At 68.0% G+C, this 18184-nt stretch carries 15 protein-coding genes; 2 read left to right on the top strand and 13 right to left on the bottom strand.

Annotated elements, in window-relative coordinates:
• Positions 1-68: 68 nt before the first annotated feature.
• The 12 genes from QRO93_RS12010 to QRO93_RS11955 form a co-directional block, all read right to left on the bottom strand.
• The gene (locus QRO93_RS12010) at positions 69-1388 is read right to left on the bottom strand and encodes a dicarboxylate/amino acid:cation symporter (protein ID WP_006465816.1); all 1320 of its coding nucleotides are present in this window, start codon (positions 1386-1388) and stop codon (positions 69-71) included.
• Positions 1389-1445: 57 nt separating this feature from the next.
• The gene (locus tag QRO93_RS12005; RefSeq protein ID WP_180879980.1) at positions 1446-3161 is read right to left on the bottom strand and encodes a BatD family protein; all 1716 of its coding nucleotides are present in this window, start codon (positions 3159-3161) and stop codon (positions 1446-1448) included.
• Complete coding sequence (locus QRO93_RS12000; RefSeq protein WP_180879982.1) at positions 3158-4996, bottom strand: VWA domain-containing protein; 1839 nt, start codon at positions 4994-4996, stop codon at positions 3158-3160. Before QRO93_RS12000 ends, QRO93_RS12005 begins: the two co-directional genes overlap by 4 nt.
• Positions 4993-5997, bottom strand: coding sequence for a VWA domain-containing protein (locus QRO93_RS11995; protein ID WP_053450669.1), 1005 nt, complete (start codon positions 5995-5997; stop codon positions 4993-4995). Before QRO93_RS11995 ends, QRO93_RS12000 begins: the two co-directional genes overlap by 4 nt.
• Positions 5994-6443 carry a DUF4381 family protein gene (locus QRO93_RS11990; protein WP_180879984.1) on the bottom strand — a complete coding sequence of 150 codons (450 nt, stop codon included), beginning with the start codon at positions 6441-6443 and terminating at the stop codon, positions 5994-5996. Before QRO93_RS11990 ends, QRO93_RS11995 begins: the two co-directional genes overlap by 4 nt.
• Positions 6440-7369 (bottom strand): DUF58 domain-containing protein, encoded by a 930-nt coding sequence (locus QRO93_RS11985; RefSeq protein WP_180879986.1) that lies wholly within the window; start codon positions 7367-7369, stop codon positions 6440-6442. The genes QRO93_RS11990 and QRO93_RS11985 overlap by 4 nt, the downstream gene beginning before the upstream one ends.
• 8 nt (positions 7370-7377) lie before the next feature.
• On the bottom strand, positions 7378-8403 hold the full coding sequence (locus QRO93_RS11980) for a MoxR family ATPase (protein ID WP_180879989.1): 1026 nt from the start codon (positions 8401-8403) through the stop codon (positions 7378-7380).
• A gap of 167 nt (positions 8404-8570) precedes the next feature.
• Positions 8571-10535 carry a type IV pilus secretin PilQ gene (locus QRO93_RS11975; protein WP_053450673.1) on the bottom strand — a complete coding sequence of 655 codons (1965 nt, stop codon included), beginning with the start codon at positions 10533-10535 and terminating at the stop codon, positions 8571-8573.
• Positions 10536-10556: 21 nt separating this feature from the next.
• Positions 10557-11090 carry a pilus assembly protein PilP gene (locus tag QRO93_RS11970; protein WP_006465989.1) on the bottom strand — a complete coding sequence of 178 codons (534 nt, stop codon included), beginning with the start codon at positions 11088-11090 and terminating at the stop codon, positions 10557-10559.
• Positions 11090-11764: a type 4a pilus biogenesis protein PilO gene (locus QRO93_RS11965; RefSeq protein WP_006465991.1), complete on the bottom strand. Its 675-nt coding sequence runs from the start codon at positions 11762-11764 to the stop codon at positions 11090-11092. Before QRO93_RS11965 ends, QRO93_RS11970 begins: the two co-directional genes overlap by 1 nt.
• Positions 11761-12693 carry a PilN domain-containing protein gene (locus QRO93_RS11960; RefSeq protein WP_180879991.1) on the bottom strand — a complete coding sequence of 311 codons (933 nt, stop codon included), beginning with the start codon at positions 12691-12693 and terminating at the stop codon, positions 11761-11763. The genes QRO93_RS11965 and QRO93_RS11960 overlap by 4 nt, the downstream gene beginning before the upstream one ends.
• Positions 12693-13751, bottom strand: coding sequence for a pilus assembly protein PilM (locus tag QRO93_RS11955; protein ID WP_005410860.1), 1059 nt, complete (start codon positions 13749-13751; stop codon positions 12693-12695). The genes QRO93_RS11960 and QRO93_RS11955 overlap by 1 nt, the downstream gene beginning before the upstream one ends.
• A 219-nt stretch (positions 13752-13970) precedes the next feature.
• Between QRO93_RS11955 and QRO93_RS11950 the strand changes: the two genes are divergently transcribed.
• Both QRO93_RS11950 and QRO93_RS11945 read left to right on the top strand, forming a co-directional pair.
• Positions 13971-16394 carry a penicillin-binding protein 1A gene (locus tag QRO93_RS11950; protein ID WP_164087638.1) on the top strand — a complete coding sequence of 808 codons (2424 nt, stop codon included), beginning with the start codon at positions 13971-13973 and terminating at the stop codon, positions 16392-16394.
• A 240-nt stretch (positions 16395-16634) separates the two neighbouring features.
• Positions 16635-17285, top strand: a complete 651-nt coding sequence (locus QRO93_RS11945; protein ID WP_180879993.1) for a hypothetical protein — start codon at positions 16635-16637, stop codon at positions 17283-17285.
• 101 nt (positions 17286-17386) lie between these two features.
• On the opposite strand, the gene QRO93_RS11940 is transcribed toward QRO93_RS11945, so the two are convergent.
• Positions 17387-18133 (bottom strand): hypothetical protein, encoded by a 747-nt coding sequence (locus QRO93_RS11940; protein WP_180879995.1) that lies wholly within the window; start codon positions 18131-18133, stop codon positions 17387-17389.
• Between the last annotated feature and the right edge of the window lie 51 nt (positions 18134-18184).

The raw sequence follows: 18184 nt of genomic DNA, 5'->3' as shown, positions 1-18184 counted from the left end.
AAGATCATGAGGTTGCCGGCCAGCGGCCGCCACTACCGCCCCCGGAGTTCGGGGGCGGGAATCTGGACTCAGTCCTGCTGCGGACCCAGCGCCGGGCCGTCGTGGGACTCGCCCTTGGCCACCAGGGTGGTCAGGGCCAGGTCGCCGGTCACGTTCAGTGCGGTACGGCACATGTCCAGGAAATGGTTCACGCCCAGGATCAGGCCGATACCCAGCGGGTTCACGCCGACCATCGCGCAGATCATCGCCACCACCGGCAGCGAGCCCGACGGCACGCCGGCGGTACCGATGCCACCGAGGATGCACACCGCCATCACCATGAACTGCTGGCCGATGCTCAGGTCCACGCCGAAGAACTGGGCCAGGAAGATCACCGTCACGCCCTCGAACAGCGCGGTGCCGTTCTGGTTGGCGGTGGCGCCCACGGTCAGCACGAAGCGCGACACGCGCTGCGGCAGGCCCATCTGGTCGGCCACGCGCAGCGCGGTCGGCAGGGTGGCGTTGCTGGAGGCGGTGGAGAACGCCATCACCGTCGCTTCCTGGGTATCGCGGAAGAACGACAGCGGCGAGCGGCCCGACAGCCACACGGCGGTGCCGTAGGTCACGATCATGTGCAGACCCAACGCCAGCACCACCACGCCCACGTAGGCGCCGAGGCGGATGATCAGCTCGAAGCCGAACAGCGCGGCCAGGTTGAACATGAAGCAGGCCACCGCGTACGGGGCCAGGCGGATGACCAGGTTGATCAGGGTCATCGAGATTTCGAACACGCCTTCGATGGCGCGGCGCAGCGGAGCGACCTTCTCGTTGTCGGTCAGCACCATGCCGATGCCGAACATCAACGCGAAGAACATCAGCGACAGGATCGCGCCGTTGTCAGACGCGGCCTGCAGCACGTTGCTCGGCACGATCGACAGCAGCATGTCCATGCCCTTCGGCGTGCCATGGATGCCGGCCACGATCTCCTTGCTGCGCTCGGCGTTCTCCGACAGCATCATCGCAGCGACCTGCGGGTCGACGCCGGCACCCGGCTTGAGCACGTTGACCAGCACCAGGCCGATGCCCACGGCAATGCCGGACAGCAGCACGGTATAGGCCAGCGTCTTCCAGCCGATGCGGCCGAGGGCGCGGATGTCACCCATCTCCGACACGCCCATGATCAGCGCCGAGAAGATCAGCGGCACGATCAGCATGAAGATCAGGTTGAGGAACAGGCCCGACGCCGGGGTGGTGACGTAGTCCATTACCCACTTGGCACCGCCCTGCAGACCCTCGACGCTGCCGCCCAGGGCATGCACGGTCAGTCCCAGGACCAGGCCGATCGCAAAGCCGATGCCCATCTTCCAGTGCAGGGGCAACTTCTTCTTGTCGGCAGCAGCTGCTGTCATACGCGGGTTTCCTCGAAAAATGAATGCACTCTAACAAAGCGCGCAAGCGGCGCCGGTTCAGGTTCGCCGCGGTGGATACAGCGGCGCCAGGCCAGTGTCAGCGGCCCCCGCAACCGCCGACCAGTGCGGTCCGTCACGGAAGGCCGCGCGCAGGCGCGTACGCAGCGCCGCCAGATCGCCCTGCCCGCCCCAGCGCGCCTGCTGCAGGTCCTGCAGCACCTGGCGCTGCTCCGGATCGTCCAGACGCGCGATGACCTGCTCGATACGTTCGACACCGGCCATCGCGCACAGCTGTGCTTCCACCTGGTCGAAGCCCTCGCCATCGAGCACGCGGCGCAGTTCGGCCAAACCGGCACGGCCGCTCGCCACAGTCGGCACAGCGGACGTGCCGGCGACAGGCGCCGCTGCACGCGGACGACGGCCACGCTGCCAGCCCCACAGCAGGGTCAGCAGCCACAGCAGCGCCAGCCCGATCGCCGCGCCCATCCAGGGCCATGGGCGCTCGGCGACGCCGCTGGCGCGCGGGTCGGTGGCCGCGATGCGGCTGTCCTGGCCATCGGTGCCGGGCAGCGCGGCGTCGGTGTCGATCGGCGGCAACGGGGCCGGCGAAGTATTGCCACCGCCATTGCCCGCCGCAACCGCCAGCGTCAGGTCCGGCAGCGTTGCTTCCTGTGCCTTGCCGCTGCGCACATCCCACCAGGGCAGGCGCGGGCCGGGCACCACCAGCGAACCCGGCTGGCGCGGCACGATCGAATAGCGGCGGGTGATCTTCAGGCGTGGCGTGCTGCCGTTGAAGGTCTCTTCGTACTGTGCTGGTTCGGCGAACACCTGCGCATTGGCGCCGACATCCGGCACCGGCAGATCGGTGAACTGCGCGCGCGTCGCGCCTTCGGCAACCGCTTCGACCACCACATTGGCCGCTTCACCGGTGCGGGCGCTGGTCGGCGCACTGGTATAGCGCAACTGCAGGCTCTGCAGCGGCAGCCACGGCTGCGGCGCCTGCGCCGGTTGTGTCTGAACCTGCAACGTGCGGTCGGCGCCGGTGGCATTCATGCGGCCGTCGCCCCCGCCAAAGAAGTCGTCGAAGAAGCCACCGGCACTGCGCCCGCTGAAGCGCGCACCGGCCAACCGCAATGCGCCGCTGCGCTCGGGGATCAGCAGGAAGCGGCGCTCGACCACGTTGTAGCGGCGCCCGTTGACCTGGCGCACATCGGTGCGGTCATCGCCCACGCGCTGCAATGACGCGCCCGCCGGGGTATCCAGTACCAGTTCACCCGACGCCAGCTGCGAAGCAAAATACAACCGCACCACCACGCCCACGCTCTGCTGCACGTACGGCGTTTCGTCATCGACAACCGTCTCGATGAAGGCCATCGCAGTGCTGTCCGGGCCCGCCACGGCGGCCGCGTCCACCTGCAGGGTCAGCGGTGCGGTACGCACACTGCCCACCTGCAGGCCCGGAACCACCAGCGCACCGCTGCGTCGCGGCGTCAGCGCCACGCCGTACAGGTTGCGCTGCTGCATGCTGCCGTTGCTCCACTCCACCTGGCGGCTGCTGGTCTGCGCGCTCAGGTCGAAGTCGGTACGCAGAGGCGTGAAGTCAGGCGCGCCCTGATCGCTCTCGACATTGAGGGTGACCGTATCGCCCATTGCAATGCGATCGCGGTCCAGCCAGGCGCGCGGCTGCGCCCAGGCCAGCAGCGGCAGCCACAGCAGCAGCGCTGCCAGTACCTGCCGGGGCCAGCGCCCATGCATGTTGATCGCCCGCGTCATCGCCCTTCCCTCTTCCTGCGTTCGTTTTCCAGCTGGAACTTGGCCCGCAGCAGCGCCCCCGGATCATCGGGTACGCGTCGCATCCACGCCTCCACGGCCTGTTGCTCCTCGCGTTGGCGCGGGGTGGTGCCTTCGCTGCCTGGCACGGGCTTGCCATCCTGTTCGCCCTTGCCTTCACGTGCCTGCTGCATTGCCTGCTGCATGCGCTGGCGCTGCTGCTCGTCGGCCTGCGCCTGCGCCTTGGCATCTTCCACCTGCGGTGGTGCCTGCTGGCCATCGCGGCCGCGCTCGCCGGGCTGAGGCTTCGACTGTGCGTTGTTGTCACCCGCCTTGGGCGGGTCCTGCTGGCCCGACTGCGGCTGGCCCTGGCCGGGATTCTGCTGGCCCTGCTGCGGCTGCTGGCCCGACGGATTCTGCTTGCCCTGCGAATCGTTCTGCTGTTTCTGCGGGCCGCTCTGCTGTGGCTTCTGCTGATCCTGGCCCTGGCCTCCCGACGGCTTGCGCTTGCGCGCGGCATCGACCACAGCGCGGTTGGCCACCGCATCGGCCATGCCGGGATGCAGCGCCAGCGCGCGGTCGTAAGCGGCGATGGCCTCATCGTAGTTGCCCTGGCGCGCCAGCGCGTTGGCCAGGTTGTACCAGCCGGCATCGCTGTCGATGCCTTCGAACTGCTTGCGGGCATTGGCGAAGTCGCCGTTGCGGTAGGCCTGCACACCTTCGGCCAAGCGCTGGTGCTGCACCTGGTCGCTACGCTTCCACAGCGTGCCCTGCGCCGGCTGCGAGGCAGGCGTCGCAAGGGCCTGCGCCTGCACGTCATTCATCCACGGCAGCAGGCCAACGGCCAGCACCGCAGCCAGCACCGCGCGGCGGCGGAAGGCCAGCAGCGCCAGCAGCATGACCGGCGGCAGCAGCCAAAAGCCTTCATCGCGCCACTGCTTGCCTTCACCCGGCCGCTGTGCCGCTGTGCCCTCGCGCGCATCCAGAACCCCAAGCGCGCGCAGATCACTGTCATCGGCGGCGATACGTGCATAGCGCCCGCCACCTGCGGTGGCCACGGCGCGCAGGCTGCCCTCATCCAGCGCCGCCTGGCGGATCTGGCCACTCCCATCTCGATAGGCCGCACCGGCCGGGGTACCCAGGCCCAGCACCGAAACCTGCAGGCCGAGGCTGCGTGCCTGGGCTGCGGCCAGCGCGGCTTCGCCGTCGGCCTGGTCGGTGACCAGCAGGACCTGTCCCTGCAGCGCCGCGACCTGCCGCATCAGCTGCGCCGCCCAGTCGATACCGCGATCGGCACGCTGTCCATCGCGCGGCATCACCTCGGGGGACAAGGCATCCAGATACAGCGCGACATTGCTGCCGTCATCGGTCAACGGCGCCACCGTATAGGCGTCATCCGCATACACCACCAGGCCGACCTGGCCGCCCTTGCGCGCGCGCAGCAGCTCGCCCAGCTTGGCCCGCGCCTGCAGCAGCCGCGACGGCGGCAGGTCGGTGGCGGTGATCCGGCTGGACAGATCCAGCACGACCAGCAGCGGTGCGCTGGCCTGAAACATCGGCTGCGCCTGCTGCCGCCAGCTCGGCCCGGCCATCGCCAGCGACGCCAGCGTCCAGCCCAGCAGCAGCGCCCACGGCAGGCGCGTACGGCGACGCGTGCCTGCCGCCAGCAGGTGCGGCAGCAGGTGGGGATCCACCGCCTGCCGCCATGCATCGCTGCGCCGCTGCCGGTACAGCGCCAGCGCGAGGATCACTGGCAGGGCCAGCAGGGCCCACAGCCATTCCGGGCGCAGGAAATGCAGCGCATTCCAGTCGGGAAGATTCGACGCCAACGCGATCATCGGCGACGCTCCGGCCACAGCCACGCCAGCGCACCCAGCAGCAACGCCAGGCCCAGCGGCCAGGCATAGCGTTCCTCACGCGGGCGCAGGCTGGGTCCCTTCGCGGCGATCGGCTCCAGCCGGTCCAGTTCGGCATAGATGCCGGCCAGCTGTGCCGTATCGCGTGCGCGGAAGAACTGGCCACCGGTCATGCCCGCGATCTTCTTCAATGTGGCCTCGTCGACCGGATCCTGGTCGGCGGAAATGGAGATGCCGAACACGCGCATGCTGCCGTCGCCGCCAAACGCGACGGTGTGGATGCGCACGCCCTCGGCGCGGGCAACTTCGGCCGCGCGCAGGGGCTCCAGTACGCCGGCATTGCTGACACCGTCGGTCAGCAGGATCAGCACGCGCTGGCCTTCGGGCTGGCTGCGCAGGCGCTTCACCGCCAGGCCGATGGCATCACCGATGGCGGTTTCGCGACCGGCCAGGCCGACCACGCTGTCGCGCAGCTGGTCGCGCACACTGGCCAGGTCGGCGGTAAGGGGCGTCAACGTGTAAGCACGGTCGCCGAAGATCAGCAGGCCGATGCGATCACCGGCGCGGCGGTCGAGGAAGTCGGCCAGCACCGCCTTGGCTGCGGTGAGGCGATCCACGGCCTGTCCGCCCAGCACCATGTCGCCCTCACCCATGCTGCCGGACACGTCCATTGCCAGCATCATCTGCCGGCCCTGCTGCGGTGGGGTGATGGCCTCACCGAGTTGCTGTGGACGGGCAAGCGCAACGCACAGCGCGCACCAGCCCAACCACAACAGCAGGGTACGCAGCCAAGACACGTCGACGCGGCCACCACCGGTCAGTGCTTCCAGTTCGCTGGCGGCATACGGCACGCGCAGCGCCGCGCCGGGGTCAGCGCGACGCTTCCACGCGTACATCAGCAGCGGCAACGGCAACGCCAGCAGCGCCAGCGGCCATGCCAGCTGCAGGTCCGGCCACGGCCAGTAACTCGCCAGCAGATTCATCGCCGACGCTCCAGCAGCAATGCCAGATAGCGCGCGCGGGACCAGCTGCGCACCGCGGCCACTTCGCTGGCATCGACGCGTGGCCGATAGGCGCCCTCGGCCAGCAGGCTGCGCCGTGCGTCAGACAGCGTGTTCTTCGGGTCGACGCGTTGCCACCATGCGTCGTCGCGCAACGATTCACTGCCCGGACGTGCCTGGCGCGCGGCACGACGCAGCAGGCCGGCGATCGCCGCCAGTTCCGCCGCGCTGTCGGTGCACGCCGCCAGCTCCCTGTCGAACTGCTGCAGCCAGCGCTGCCGACGGCGGCGACGCTGCCACCACAGGAATGCGAAAACCAACAGCAGCAGTAGCAACGCGGCACCGATCATCAGATAGCCCGGTGCCGGTGGCCACCACGACGGGGCCGGCGGCAGCTGCACGTCGCGCAGCGGCAGGTTGGCGCTCATGCCGGCACCTCGGTCGGCACCGGGGCCAGCCACGCATCGCTGGGCGCATCGCTGGAAAGCACCTGCACGTCGACGCGGCGTGCGCCGAGCTGGCGCCGCAGTTCCTGCAGCGGCTCGACGAAATGCGCGTGCCAATGCGCCTGCACGTCGCTGCGGCGCAGGTCGAGTCCAACGCGCTGCTGCGCGGTCTGGAACTGCAGCGCGGCCGACGGCGGCTGCAGTTCCAATGGATCGACCAGCAGAATCAGGCTGAGGTCATGGTGCTGGGCCAGCGCGCTCCAGCGTACCGGCGCAATCCGCGCCGCCTGCTGCGGATCGGCCAGCACCAGCATGCGCGCACCGGGGCGCAGCACGCGACTGGCGTGGTCCAGCGCACGCTCGAGGCCAAGATCATCGGTGGGAGGCTGCGCGTACCAGCGGGTGAGCGCATCGAGTACGCGCAGTACACCGCGCGGCCCGCCTGCGGGTGCGACCGGTGGCTCGCGGTCGCTGCCACGCAGCGCGCCCACGCGGTCGCCTCGACGCTGCGCCGACCAGGCGGCAACGGCGCCCGCGCGTGCAGCCTGTACCGACTTGAAGCGCACCCGGGTGCCGAAATACAGCGCCGGCGAGGTGTCGGCCACGATCAGGCTGACCCGCTCGCGCTCGGCCTGGAACAGCTTGGTGTGGGCACGGCCGGTACGCGCGGTCACCCGCCAGTCGATGTGCCGTGCATCATCACCGGCCACGTACTCGCGTGATTCGGCGTACTCCATGCCACGCCCGCGCAGCGGCGACGGTGCCTGCCCGGCATTGCCGGCACGGCCGCGGCGTGGCGGCGGCGGGCGCTGTGCCAGCCGACGCAGCGCGACCAGTTCGGCCAACTGCGGGCGCAGCCCGTCGCCCTCGCTGGCCATGGATGCAGGTGCCGGGGATGGATCGGTCATGCGCAGGCTCAGGGTGCCGGCACCCGGGCCAGCAGCTCCTGCACCAGCCGCTCGCCATCCCAGCCTTCGGCTGTGGCTTCGTAACTGGGCAGCACGCGATGGCGCAGCACATCAGCGGCGACCGCGCGCACGTCATCGGGCGTGACGAAATCGCGGCCCGCCAACCAGGCGCGCGCACGTGCGCAGCGTTCCAGCGCGATGGAACCTCGCGGGCTTGCGCCCCACGCGATGCGGCGACCGAGGCCGGCGTCGTAGCGCGACGGATCGCGCGAGGCCAGCACCAGTTCGATCAGGTAGCGTTCCAGCGCGGGCGCCATGTGCAGGTCCAGCACTTCGCGACGGGCCGCGAACACATCCTGCATCGACAGCTTCTCCGGCGCCGGCGCGGCTTCGCCCAATGCGCCACGGGCACGCTCACGGGCCAGCCGCAGGATTTCCGATTCGGCGGCCTGGTCCGGGTAGCCGATGCGCACATGCATCAGGAAGCGATCCAGCTGTGCTTCCGGCAGCGGGAAGGTGCCTTCCTGCTCGATCGGGTTCTGCGTGGCCATCACCAGGAACAACGACGGCAGCGCGTAGGTGTGGCGTCCCACGGTGACCTGGCGTTCGCCCATCGCCTCCAGCAGCGCCGACTGCACCTTGGCCGGCGCACGGTTGATTTCATCGGCCAGCAGGATCGGGTGGAAGATCGGGCCGGGCACGAACTCGAAACGGCCTTCCTGCGGGCGCCAGATCTCGGTGCCGGTGAGGTCGGCCGGCAGCAGGTCCGGGGTGAACTGCACGCGCGCGAAGTCGGTTTCCAGCCGTGCTGCCAGCGCGCGGATCGCCGTGGTCTTGGCCAGCCCCGGCGCCCCCTCCACCAGCAGGTGGCCGTCGGCCAGCAGCGCGATCAGCAGGCGCTCGACCAGCGCAGACTGGCCGACGATTTCGGCTGACAGCGCATCGCGCAGCTGGCTGAAGGCGGCGTGCAGGCGGGAGCTGGCCGGCGCGGGCGACGGCGGGACGGTTTCGGGCATCGGCGGAGGCAGGTTCATGGGGGCCTTTGACCGGCGCAGGACGGCACGGGTTCCCGACATCATCGCAGGGTGCCCTGCGATTGACATCAAGAACGGCTGAACAGCCCTTCGCGCACCGCAGGGTCGGACCTAATGAAAAAGGGCCGCACAAGGCGGCCCTTCTTCCTGCAACAGGTGGTACCGGCTCAGTTCTGCTTGGCCACGCGCAGCACCTTCGGCGTGACGAACACCAGCAGCTCGGCCTTGTCCTTGCTGCGGCCGCGCTTCTTGAACAGGTTGCCCAGGAACGGCACGTCGCCCAGGAACGGAACCTTGCTCACGCTGCTGCGGTCGGTGAACTCGTACACGCCACCGATGACAACGGTCTGGCCATCGTCCACCAGCACCGCGGTATTGACTTCACGGCGGTTGATTTCCGGCACGGTGCCATAGCCCTGCAGCTGGATCAGGCGCTCCACTTCATCCTTCTTCAACTGCATGTTGAGGAACACGCGGTTGTCGTTGGTGATGGTCGGGGTCACCTTCAGCTCCAGCACCACTTCCTTGAACTGGACGTTGGGCGTGGCGACGCCGCCGGTGCCGCCACCACTGATGGTGACGTAGCCGATTTCCTTGCCCTGCTTGATCAGTGCCTCGCGCTGGTTGGTGGTCACCACGCGCGGGTTGGAGATCACTTCGCCACGGGCCTCTTCCTGCATCGCCGACAGCTCAACGTCCAGCAGGTAGCCGGCATTGAGGATCGACAGCGCCAACGAGCCCGGGGTGGCGGTCGAAGCGGCAGGCAGGTTGAAGTTCAGGCCACGGGTGATGGCCGGAAGCAGCGGCACCGGTGCCGGTCCAACGCTGCCACCCGCTTCCCAATCGCGATAGGCCTTGGCATTGGCGGCCGCGGTATCTGCCTGCGACAGGCGGGTCTTGCGGTTGGATTCCAGGTCACCGCTGAAGTACACGTTGTCGCGGCTGCCGCTGATGCCGAACTTGGCACCCAGCTCGCGGGCAAACGTATCGGTGGCGATGACGATACGGCTTTCGATCAGCACCTGGTCGACCGGCCGGTCGATCACGCCGATCAGTTCACGCATGCGCGCGATCTTCTTCGGGATGTCGCTGATCATCAGCGTATTGGTGCGTTCGTCGGCCACGATGCGGCCACGCGAGGACAGGAAGCCACTGTCTTCCTGCGACGCCGAACCACCGCTGCTGCCGTTGCCGCCGCCACCGCCGATACCCTTGGCCTCGGTCAGTGCCTTGAAGATCTGCGTGGCGCTGTGGTAGTTGATCTGCACGTAATCGGTAACCAGGTCTTCGCGGTTCTCGATGGCGATGCGCGCGTCTTCCTTCTCCTGCTCGAACTTGGCCAGCTCGGCCTGCGGCGCAACCCAGATCACGCTGCCGTCGCGACGCTTGTCCAGGCCCTTGGCCCGCAGCACGATGTCCAGCGCCTGGTCCCACGGCACGTTGACCAGACGCAGGGTCACATTGCCCTGCACCGAATCGGACGCCACCACGTTGAGGTTGGATTCTTCGGCGATCAACTGCAGCACGGTGCGCACCGGCACGTCCTGGAAGTTGAAGGTCACCGGCTTGCCGGTGAAACCGCGCTGGCCCACGGCCTTGGCGGCCTGCGCAACGCTGCCCGCAGTGACCGCACCGACTGCCGCCGGCGCCTGACGCGGGCTGATCTCGACCACGTATTCGTTGCCGCTCTGGTAGGCCAGCGAATCCACCGCACCGCCGGTGCTCAGGACCAGCTGGGTACCCGCGCCGGAGGGCTTGGCGTCGATGCGCTGCACCGGCGTTGCGAAGTCGGTGACGTTCATCGGCCTCTGCAGGTTGGCCGGCAGCCGGGCGTTGCCGACATCGACCACCACGCTGTTGCCCTGCGTGCGCAGGTCCGGCACCGCACCCTGCCCGTCGAACTGGACGATCAGGCGACCGGCACCATCATCGCCGCGCTTGAAATCAATCTTCGCCACCGACAGGCCTGTCGGTGCGACGGCCGCAGCCACGGTGGCGCCGGCCGGCTTTTCCGCCGGCGTGGCAGCCAGCGCCGGAGCGCAGGCCAGCATCAGCGCGACTCCCAACGCGCTGACACGGTTCAAGGTAGAGCGCCGGATGGGACGCAGCCCCTTGGCTTGGTGAAAGGTCATCGTGCTATCCCCAGTAAACGATCATTGATCTTCAAGCGAGAGCGTTGCCGGCCGTTCCAGCCAGCCGCCCGCACCATCCGGCACCAGTTCGATCAGCTCCACGCGGTCTTCGAAGACCGCCGTGATCCGCCCGTCGCTCTGTCCCAGGTAACCGCCCGGGCGCACCCGGTAGGTCACCTTGTCCGGCCCCATCACCAGCGCGACGACGCCCGCACCCGTGCCGATGGTGCCGACCATGTCCAGTGCGTCCAGCGGGAAGCCTTCCAGCGGCTCCTTGCGCCGGTTCGGATCCGGACGCAATCCGCCATTCCCCTGCTGCGGATTGGTCCAGGCGTCGGTGAACGGGTCACGCATGCCCTGCGCCGAATACTCGAAGGTCTCGAACTGCTGCATCACCGGCAGCGGCTCCAGCGGCTGCGCCGGCCGAGCCCGCTCGCCTTCCACCCACTTTTCCAGGTTGGGGGCGTCGCCGGGCGTGCTGGTCACGCCGCGGCCGCAGGCGGCCAGCAACAGGACCGCCAACGCCATTGCACCGCGTGCGATGTACGTGCGCATCACTTCTTGCCCCCCTTGCCCTTCTTCTTCGCCTCGGCATCGGCAGCAGCCTGCTGCGCCTGCACTTCGGTCTCGTCCAGGTAGCGATAGGTCTTGACCGTGCCGGACAACTCCAGCGCACCGCTACGGACGTTGCCCTTGGACTTGTCCTTGGGCTTGAGGTTGATGTCGTGCATGGTCAGGATCACCACCCGCGGCAGCGACGCCACGCCACTGACGAACGCGCCGAACTGGTGGTAGCTGCCCACCATCCGCAGCTTGATCGGCTTCTCGGCGTAGAACTCCTTGACCTGCTCCTGCTCGGGCTCGAACAGCTCGTTGGCCAGGCCGCTGGACAACGCGGTCTGCGAGATGTCGATGATCAGGTCGGGCATTTCCGTCTTGCTCGGCAGCTGCCGCAGCATCTGCTGCAGCACCTGCTCCATCTGCGCCAGCTGCTGCTTCAGCGGGGCCAGGTTCACCGCGCGTTCCTGCTGCTTGGTGAACTCGGAACGCAGCTCGACTTCCTTCGATTCCAGGCCAGCAAGCTCCTCGCGCTTGCCGCTGATCAGCAGCATCCACGCCAGGAACATGATCACCAGCGCCAGCACCGAGCAGAAGACGATCTTGGCCTTCTGCGGCCAGTTGCCGATGTCGTTGAAATCGAGGTTCTTCAGATCGATCTTCTGGCTCATGCGCGGTCCCCCTGCAGCGGCGCGATGAAGGCCTGCGGCGGCTGCGCCAGGCGGCTTCCCTCAGGCTTCGGCGCCGGCTTGGCAGCCGGCGCTGCAGGCTGGTTCGGCTTGGCCGGTGCAGCGGCCGGTGCAGCCGCCGGCGCTGCGGCAGGTGCCGCCGGGGCCGGTGCCGGTGCATTCGCGGCCGGAGCCGCCGGGGCCGGTGCCGGTGCATTCGCGGCCGGAGCCGCAGCCGGGGCGGCAGGCGTGGCAGCGTCCGGACCTGCGGCAAGCGGGGCCACCGCAGCCGGCGGTGCCGACACAACCGTGCCATCCGCGTTCAGGCCCGGCGTCGCCGCAACCTCTTCGCTCTGTGCCGGCAGCTTCACCTTGACCACGAACACGTACGGCAGTGCCTTGATGTCGGTAACCGGACCGGTCTTGCCGTCCTTGTCCTTCTCCGGCTCGCGTGCCTCGATGATCGACAGCTCCGGATTGGTCATCCAGCCGGAGGTGTCCAGGTTGCGCATGTAGGCCGAAACACGGGCGTTGGACTGGGTACGGCCTTCCAGGGTCAGCACGTCGCCTTCCTGCTTCAGCGCGGTCAGCACCACGCCATCGGGAATCGTACGCACCAGCGCATCGAACAGATGGACCATCTGCGAGCGCTTGGCCTGCAGTTCCTCGATCACCTTCTTGCGTGCCAGCAGGCGTTCCTTCTGCGCATCGAGGCGGTCGATCTCCTTGTTCTGTTCCTTGACCTTCTCGATCTCGGCCGACAGATAGGCATTGCGATCCATCTGGCCGCTCACCTGGCGGTCGTAGTAGAACCAGATCAGCAGCGACAGCAGCAGGCCACCGATCGCGGCCATGCCCAGCATTGCGTAGAACTCGCGCTGGCGTTGCTTGCGCCGCTCGGCGCGCCAGGGCAATAGATTGATGCGTGCCATCAGTCGAAGCTCCTCAGCGCCAGACCGGTGGCGATCATCAGCGCAGGGGCATCCTGGGCCAGCGCATGCGCGTTCACCTTCGGGCCCAGGGTCATCTGTGCCAGCGGGTTGGCGACCACGGTCGGCACGCCCAGCTGTTCTTCGACCATCTCCGGCAGGCCACCCAGCACGGCACAGCCGCCGGCCAGCACGATGTGATCGACGCGGTTGAACTCACTGCCTGCATAGAAGAACTGCAGCAGGCGGCTGATCTGCTGCACCGTCGCTTCCTTGAACGGCTCCAGCACTTCCATCTCGTAGCTTTCCGGCAACCCGCCCTGGCGCTTGGCCAGGCCGGCTTCCTCGTAGCTCAGGCCGTAGCGGCGCATGATCTCGTCGGTCAGCTGCTTGCCACCGAACACCTGTTCGCGGCTGTACAGGCTGCGGCCGCCGCGCAGGACATTGAGGGTGGTCATGGTCGCGCCGATGTCGACCAGCGCGACGACACCGTCGATGGACACCGGCAGCTCGCTGGCGACCAGGGCGTAGGCGTTCTCGACCGCAAAGGCCTCCACGTCCATCACCTTGGCCTGCAGGCCACCGAGCTCCAGCGCCGACTGGCGCAGCTCCACATTCTCCGAACGCGACGCCGCCAGCAGTACCTGCACCATCTCGGGGTTGTTCGGGATCGCCCCGATCACCTCGAAGTCCAGGTTCACTTCCTCGATCGGATACGGAATGTAGTTGACCGCTTCCAGCTCGATCTGGGCTTCCATGTCGTTTTCGTCGAGCTCGGCCGGCATCGGGATCACCTTGGTGATCACCGCCGACCCGGCGACGGCGGCAGCGGCCAGCTTGGCCTTGCTGCCTGAACGGTTCATCGCCCGGCGGATGGCCTCACCGACCGCTTCCACCTCCACGATGTTCTTCTCCACCACCGCATTCGGCGGAAGTGGTTCCACAGCATAGTGTTCCACACGGAAACGATTGCCGCTGCGGGACAGCTGCAAAAGCTTTACCGCAGTCGAACTGATGTCGACGCCTACAAGCGGCGACTGACTTTTTGGGATGAGCCCCACGGTTTCTCCCCTGCCGACGGGCACTTGGACACAAGACCTGCGTCCGAGCATTAATAACGTATTCTTAGCAAATGGCAACGACCCTGCTGTGAAGTCCCTCACGGATTCACATTGCAGCCCCTGGCAGTTCCCCTTGCGCTCCCCAGTGCCGACCCCAGCCGCCACCTTGCGTAATCTATACTCTGCGACCACGAAATTCGCAATCGGAATCTGAACCCGATGACTCGACTCCGCCGCTGGCTGCGCTGGATCTTCCTGATTGTCCTGGTCCTGGCGCTGATCGGCGCGGCCGCCGTGGGCGGTCTGTACTACGCCGTATCCTCCAAGCTTCCCGACGTGCAGACCCTGCGCGACGTGGAGATGCAGGAGCCCATGTACGTCTATGCCGCCGACGGCAAGCTGATGGCGGTGTTCGGCGAGACCCGCCGGACCCCGGTCACCATGAAGGACGTGCCCGAGCGCCTGAAGCAGGCGTTCCTGGCCACCGAGGATGCCCGCTTCTACGAGCATGGCGGCGTGGACTACATGGGCATCGGCCGCGCGGTGTGGCTGCTGGCCACCACCAACGACAAGCGCGTGCCGGGTGGTTCGACCATCACCCAGCAGGTCGCCCGCCAGTTCTTCCTCAGCTCCGAGTACAGCTATACCCGCAAGCTGGCCGAGATCCTGCTGGCGCGGAAGATCGAGTCCGAACTGAGCAAGGACGAGATCTTCGAGCTGTACCTGAACAAGAGTTTCTTCGGCAACCGCGCCTACGGCGTGGCCGCCGCCGCCGAGTTCTATTACGGGAAGAAGCTGGGCGAACTGAACCTGGACGAGATGGCCTCGCTGGCCGGCATCCCCAAGTTCCCCTCTTCCGGCAACCCGATCTCCAACCCGGAACGTGCCCGCCAGCGCCGCGACAACTACGTGCTGCAGCGCATGGCCGACCTGAAGTTCGTCACCCAGGCCGAGGCCGACGCCGCCAAGGCGGTGCCGATGCATGCCAGCGCGCATGAGCCGCCGGTGCAGGTCGATGCCCCCTACGTGGCCGAACTGGTGCGCCAGGAAATGATCGCCCGCTTCGGCGGCGATGTGGTCAACAAGGGTTACCGCGTCACCACCACCATCGACTCGACCCTGCAGACTGCCGCCAACCTGGCCGTCCGCGATGGCCTGCTGCTGTACGACCACCGCCACGGCTGGCACGGCGTGGAGAAGCAGGTCCAGGTGGGGGCCGGCGAAGATGCCGCCGCCCTCGCCGAGCACCTGCGCGGCATGTTCGGCCAGTCCGGCCTGCTGCCGGCCATCGTTGCCAGCACCGGCGCCGACGGCAGCGCCACCGTGGTGCTGGCCAACCGCAGCGAGATCGTGCTGCCGGCCGGCGCCGCCAAGTGGACCAACAAGACCCCGGGCAAGCTGGTGCAGCGCGGCGACATCGTGCGCGTGCGCGCCGGCGCCAAGGACGGTGAGTGGCTGCTGGACCAGCTGCCGCGCGGCCAGTCCGCGCTGGTCTCGCTGGATGCCCACAACGGCGCGTTGAAGGCACTGGTCGGTGGCTTCAGCTTCTCCGGCAACAAGTTCAACCGCGCCACCCAGGCCCGTCGCCAGCCGGGCTCGAGCTTCAAGCCGTTCGTCTACGCGGCCGCCTTCGACAAGGGCTACAACCCGGCCTCGATCGTGCTCGACGCCCCGGTCGTGTTCCGCGACCGCCGCGGCAAGACCTGGGCGCCCCAGAACGACGGCGGCGGCTTCCGTGGCCCGATGCGCCTGCGCGAAGCGCTGGTGCAGTCGCGCAACCTGGTCTCGGTGCGCCTGCTTGACGGCATGGGCGTGGACTACGCGCGCAAATACATCAGCGAATTTGGTTTCGCCGAATCGGAACTGCCGCCGAACCTGTCGATGTCGCTGGGCACCGCCTCGCTCACCCCGCTGTCGGTGGCCCGTGGCTACGCCGTGTTCGCCAATGGCGGCTCGCGCGTGGACACCTGGCTGATCGACCAGGTCAACGACCGCGACGGCAACCTGGTGTTCAAGGAAAACCCGGCGCTGGCCTGCCGCGAGTGCGCCGGCAGCAGCGACCAGCCGGTCAACCAGGTCGTGGACGGCTTCAACTTCGGTGCCCCGGCGCCGAAGGTGGACCCCGCTGCGGCAGCCAAGGCCGAAGCCAAGACCGAAACCGCTGCCGTACCGGCCAACCCCGATGCCCGCACCGCCCCGCGCGCGATCGACGCCCGCACCGCCTACCAGCTGGTGTCGATGATGCGCGACGTGGTCCAGCGCGGTACCGGCGTCCAGGCCAAGGTGCTCGGCCGCGAGGACGTGGGCGGCAAGACCGGCTCCACCAACGACCACCGCGACGCCTGGTTCTCCGGTTTCGGCGGCCCGTACGTGACCACCGTGTGGGTCGGCCGCGACGACTTCCGCTCGCTGGGTTACCGCGAATACGGTGGCAAGGCCGCCCTGCCGATCTGGATCGACTACATGCGCACCGCGCTGAAGGACACCCCGATCGCGCAGAACGACCCGCCCAGCGGCATGGTCCAGGCCACCCTCAACGGCGCGACCGAATGGGTGAAGGTGGAGGACATGGACCGCCTGACCGACTACGACCTGAACCTCAATACGCCGCAGGCCGACGCCGCCGCGTTCGATATCTTCTGAGGAAGGGTCCGGGTGGGTGCCAACCTTGGGTTGGCACAGATGCCGCCCCTGGTAGCTGCCAACCTTGGTTGGCGCCCCGTGCCGACCAAGGTCGGCACCTACCAGAGCGTTGGTGGGTGCCAACCTTGGTTGGCACTCGCAATGATGGCCAACCAAGGTTGGCCGCTACCAATGTCCGCCCCCACGCAGATGTCACATCCGTGCGCTAGTCTGTAGCCAGGTCGCAACAGGAGTCATCGCATGCATCGCGCACGCCAGCATGCTGCCAGCCAGACCCGCGAGCGGCGTCACCGCCTCGCCCACGAAGCCGCCCGCCTGATGGCCGAAGGCGGCATCCGCGACTACCACCAGGCCAAGTTGAAGGCCGCCAGCCGCCTCGGCATCCACGACGATGCCTCCCTGCCCCGCAACACCGAGATCGAGGACGCCCTGCGCGAGTACCAGCGGCTGTTCTCAGGGCCGCAGCATGGCAACGAACTGCAGCGCCGCCGCGAAGCCGCGATGCGCGCCCTGGAGTTCCTGCACGGCTTCGCCCCGCGCCTGGCCGGCCCGGTGCTGGAAGGCACCGCCGACGCCAACAGCCCCGTGCAGCTGCACCTGCACAGCGACGACCCGGAGGCCGTGCACCGCTTCCTGGACGAGCACGGCATTCCCGCCGAATCGCGCACGCGCCGCCTGCGCATGGACCGCGAGCGCAGCCTCGATGTGCCGGTCTGGGTGTTCAGTGCCGAAGAGCTGACCTTCGACCTGGCAGTGCTGCCCTATGACGCCCTGCGCCAGGCGCCACTGTCGCCGGTGGACGAGAAGCCGATGCGGCGTGCCTCCGTGGCACAGCTGCGGCAGGTGCTGGCCGAGGCCGAGATCACCGCCTACATCGGCGGACCAGGTTAGCGGCAGCAGCCGACGCCGTATGGTGGGTGCGGACCGTCGGTCCGCACATTGCTTCGGATATCCGCGTACCAGACCGCAAGGCAGCCGGGCACGGCTCGGCGCTACAGGGGGTACAGGTGCGGCTCTTCCGCATCCCCGGTCAGCAAGCGCGCCAGCCACGGTGCGCCCGCGCGTTGCGGGTATTCCAGCATCATCCGTGCGTGCATGGCCTGCAGATCCCCCAGCAACCAGGTGTGGTTGTAGGCATCGCCGAACGTATCGGACCAGGCGCTCTGCACGCGCGTGCGCTCACCGCCATCGAGGTTCGGCATCCTGTCCAACGGCTCGACCAGCACCGACGCCAGTGCCTCGTTGATCGCCGTATTCTCCGCCTGCGCCGTCCGCAGCAGCTCCAGGCGATGCGTCACCCGCCAGCACTCGTAGGGGAAGCAGCTTCCGGTGGCGGTGATGTAGTCGGCCATGTCGGCCAGCAGGTGGGCCTTCAGTTGCCACGCCTCCGCACTGTCCAGCAGCTGCCGCACCTGCAGCGTGCGCAGTGTGCCGGCGCGGACCTCTTCGGGCGTGCTGAACATCTCGCCAGGCATGCTGCCGCCGTGCCGTACCCGCACGATGCGGCGGATGGCCTCATGGGTGATGTTCTCCACGCGCAGCGCTGCCGCTTCGGGATGCACGCGTGGGGGCGGCACGCTCGCTACCCGCCAGTAGTACCACAGCACCATCGCCATGCACGCCAGGCACAGCGCGCTGGACAGCATCCAGCCGTCCACATTGCGCGTGTAGTACCGATAGCGCGCACGCCACAGGTAGAAGCTGCGATAGTTGATGAACTGGCGTACCCATCCGTACATCGCCTTCTCCTCGGCAAGCGCCCCGGCGCGGCAGGGCTCGCTACGCGCACC

This window comes from Stenotrophomonas maltophilia group sp. Smal17, assembly GCF_030237045.1.
Taxonomy (GTDB): domain Bacteria; phylum Pseudomonadota; class Gammaproteobacteria; order Xanthomonadales; family Xanthomonadaceae; genus Stenotrophomonas; species Stenotrophomonas forensis.
Note: the sequence above shows the minus strand (reverse complement) of the source record. Positions and strands in the feature narration are given on the sequence as shown.